General features: G+C 51.6%; 3 protein-coding genes. 1 reads left to right on the forward strand and 2 read right to left on the reverse strand.

Annotation, left to right across the window (positions count from 1 at the left end; genetic code table 11):
* Positions 1-274, forward strand: a 274-nt coding sequence (locus tag IBX50_RS18625; protein WP_292257900.1) for a hypothetical protein, incomplete at its 5' end; no start/stop codon positions are given.
* 7 nt (positions 275-281) lie between these two features.
* Here IBX50_RS18625 and IBX50_RS18630 read toward each other — a convergent pair.
* Both IBX50_RS18630 and radA read right to left on the reverse strand, forming a co-directional pair.
* The gene (locus IBX50_RS18630) at positions 282-2489 is read right to left on the reverse strand and encodes a CHASE2 domain-containing protein (protein WP_292257901.1); all 2208 of its coding nucleotides are present in this window, start codon (positions 2487-2489) and stop codon (positions 282-284) included.
* A partial coding sequence (gene radA, locus IBX50_RS18635) for a DNA repair protein RadA (protein ID WP_292257902.1) occupies positions 2489-3416 on the reverse strand: 928 nt, incomplete at its 5' end. The genes radA and IBX50_RS18630, both read right to left, overlap by 1 nt.

Genomic DNA, 3416 nt, shown 5'->3' on the forward strand with positions numbered 1-3416 from the left:
AGTGATGAATGAGCTGAACAAACTGGGGCCGCTGGATGTACTGATGACAGAATGTGCTTTCCCTGACCGGTTACTGGAACTGGCAAAAGTATCCAAACACCTGACACCTAAACTGCTGCAGGACTTTGTCTGCAGCATGCGCCACACCCCAAAACAAGTCTGGCTTTCTCATTTAAAACCCAGCCAGACTCTGGAGATAAAGGCAGAGCTGGCGCAGATCGAAATCGGCACCTCCATGACACTGCTACAGACTGGCCAGACCTTCAAGTTGTAATCAACGATTATTTTTCGGTATGTATCCATACACCTTCCCAGTCTGAACTTGGTGGCTCGGACTGGTAATGGGCAATCCTCTCCAGATAAATCTTTGCTAATTTATCGTCTGATTTGTACTGTGATAACTCATGGAATAAAACTTCAGCTTCTGCAAATCTGGCCTGAAGGTAAACCTGCAGAGCCTGCTCAAAACGCTGCTGCCAATGCCGTACCTCTGCATCAATCTGTTCTTTTAATCCCAGCGGCTCCAGAATGGTTACTGCAGCAGATCGGCCTTTTACCTGCACCTTGTCGAGGGTGCGATAAAGGTATTCTGGCACTGCCGCTGCGGTGGTTTCACTAACAATCATATCCACACCATAAGCCTTGGTCAGACCTTCCAATCGCGAACCCAGGTTCACATTGTCACCCATGACGGTATAAGCCATACGAAACTCCGAGCCCATGTTGCCAACGTTCATCGGCCCGGTATTCAAACCAATTCCCATCGCCAGCGGTTTCATTCCTTCAGCGGTAAATTCTTCATTGATCTCTTTTAAAGCCTGCAGCATGGCAAAAGCACCGTCCAGTGCATGCCTGGCGTGCTGCGGGTCTCTTAACGGAGCACCCCAGAAAGCCATCACCGCATCACCCATATACTTGTCGATGGTTCCCTTGTTTGCATGAATTGCACGGGTAATCGGGGTTAACAAGCGGTTCATTACTCCGGTTAACTCTGATGGTGGAATTCCCTCTGAAAAAGAGGTGAAACCCCGTACATCCGAGAAGAGCACCGTTAACTCGCGCTCTTCTCCCTCAAGACCAAAAGACTCGGGAGTGTCCACCATCTCTTCCACCAACTCAGGAGGTACATACTGGCCAAAACGCTCCGTTACCCAGCCCTTCTCACGGCTTTCACGCCAGAAGTTCATCACCAGGTGCCAGCCAGCCAGCATCAAAAGCAGCAAAAGACTCGGTGCCAGTGGCAACACCCATCCACTCTGCCAGGACCATAGATTGATTCCAACATGGGCTCCAACCAGCAAGGTGCTGACCAGCAATACTGCAATTGACTTTAAATGCGGAAAAATAAAAGTGATGGCTAATCCAAGAGCACCGAGTAAAAACAAACCCGCTGCCAGACTGTACGCTGGCTCTGCACGATAACTCTGGTGCAGGATGCCCGCCAACAGACTAGCGTTGATTTCCGGTCCGGGATAAACACTCTGCACGGGAGTGGAACGAAGATCCATCAAGCCCGGTGCCGACGCCCCAAAAATCACCAGCGCCCCTTCAAGCAGAGCTGGGTCTGCTTCACCGGAAAGAACATCAGCTGCAGAAACATAAGTAAAGTGGCCTCGCTGCCCATACCAAGGCACCAACGCACTACCACGAGCATCTGTTGGAATCAGGAAACCACCAACATCAACACCCTCCAGCTGGTTCAAACCACCTCCCTGCGCGATATGCAGCTGTAGGGGTGGTTGACCCAGTAACTGATAGATCATCGCCAGTGGCAGGTTGGCATAAAGCTCTCCATCCATCTGCTGCAATACCGGCACACGGCGAAAAACACCATCCCCATCCACAAAAGGGTTATCAAAAAAACCGCCACCCAATGCTGCCTGCTGTAACACTGCCAGGTTACTGCTGTAGCGCTCCGGACGTGGCCAGGGCAGTGAGTTTATCAGCTCCGCAGGAGCATCAACATTCACTGGAGGCGGTAGCTGCCCAATAGATGGAGGATCACCCGGCAAGCGGCGTGACTGGAAATAATAACCTGTGACCACCGGATAACGTGCCATCACTTCGGCCAGTATTTCATCACCACTGGCAAAAGGCGGAACCTCCGGTAAATCCTGATAACTCTCTCTTAATCTTTGCCACTGCAATAAAAGCTGGCTGCCTTCCGGCTCTGCAAAAACTATATCCATGCCCAGCAGGCCAATACCATAACCTTCAAACAACTGCTCAATCAGTGCCGCAACAACTTCACGCGGCCAGGGCCACTGCCCCAACTCCCCCAGACTGCGCTCATCCAGATCCACAATCACAATGGATGGATCGTGTTCATGACTGAGTGTTGCCTGCACCCGCAGGTCGTAGCCCAACCACTCCAGACGTTGCACCAGCTTTAACGGCCAGAATCCTGCCATTTCACCCAGTACCAGCACCATCAGCAGCACACTGACTAGATACTGCCAACTTTTCACCGCCGAAATGCGTGAGATCATCAAAGCGCCTCCAGTGCTTCACTAAGCCGGGTTACCCCTATAACCTGCATACCCGGCGGCATGTCTTTGGGAACATTTCCCTTAGGAACAATGGCTTTACGAAACCCGTGTTTGGCTGCCTCTTTTATTCGTTCCTGCCCACTGGGAACCGGACGAATTTCACCCGACAACCCTACTTCACCAATCACCATCAGATCATGCGGTAATGCCTGATTTTTTAATGACGAAACAATAGCCATAACTGCCGCAAGGTCGGCACCCGTTTCCAGTACTTTAACACCACCCACCACGTTCAGAAAAACATCCTGATCACCGGTAAAAATCCCGCCGTGACGATGTAATACGGCCAGCAGCATTGACAAGCGATTGGTGTCCAGCCCCACTGCAACCCGTCGTGGATTACCCAGTTGTGACTCATCCACCAGCGCCTGTACTTCCACCAACAGCGGGCGAGTGCCTTCCCAAGTCGCCAGCACCACACTGCCCGGTGCCGGCTCTTCATCGCGTGATAGAAAAATGGCTGAAGGATTTTTTACTTCTTTAAGCCCTGTTTCCATCATGGCAAACACACCCAACTCATTCACCGCTCCAAAGCGGTTTTTCTGGCCGCGTAGAGTTCTGAAGCGTGAGTCTCCATCCCCTTCCAGCAGCAAAGAAGCATCAATCATGTGCTCCAATACCTTAGGGCCTGCCAGTGATCCATCCTTGGTGACATGCCCAACCAGAAACAACACCGTGTGGCTTTGTTTGGCAAAACGGGTCAGAAAAGCTGCTGACTCCCGCACCTGAGCCACCCCACCGGGCGCTGATTGCAGTTCATCCACATGCATGGTCTGGATGGAATCCACAATCAATACCTGAGGCTTTTCCTGTTCAGCCACGGCAAGCAGGTTTTCTACACTGGTTTCCGCCAGCATTTTTAGACCC

It is taken from the genome of Marinospirillum sp. (assembly GCF_014859565.1).

Bases quoted from the DNA above. Each gene is read 5' to 3' on its own strand.
- IBX50_RS18630 (WP_292257901.1), bottom strand. From the start codon at position 2,489: ATGATCTCACGCATTTCGGCGGTGAAAAGTTGGCAGTATCTAGTCAGT.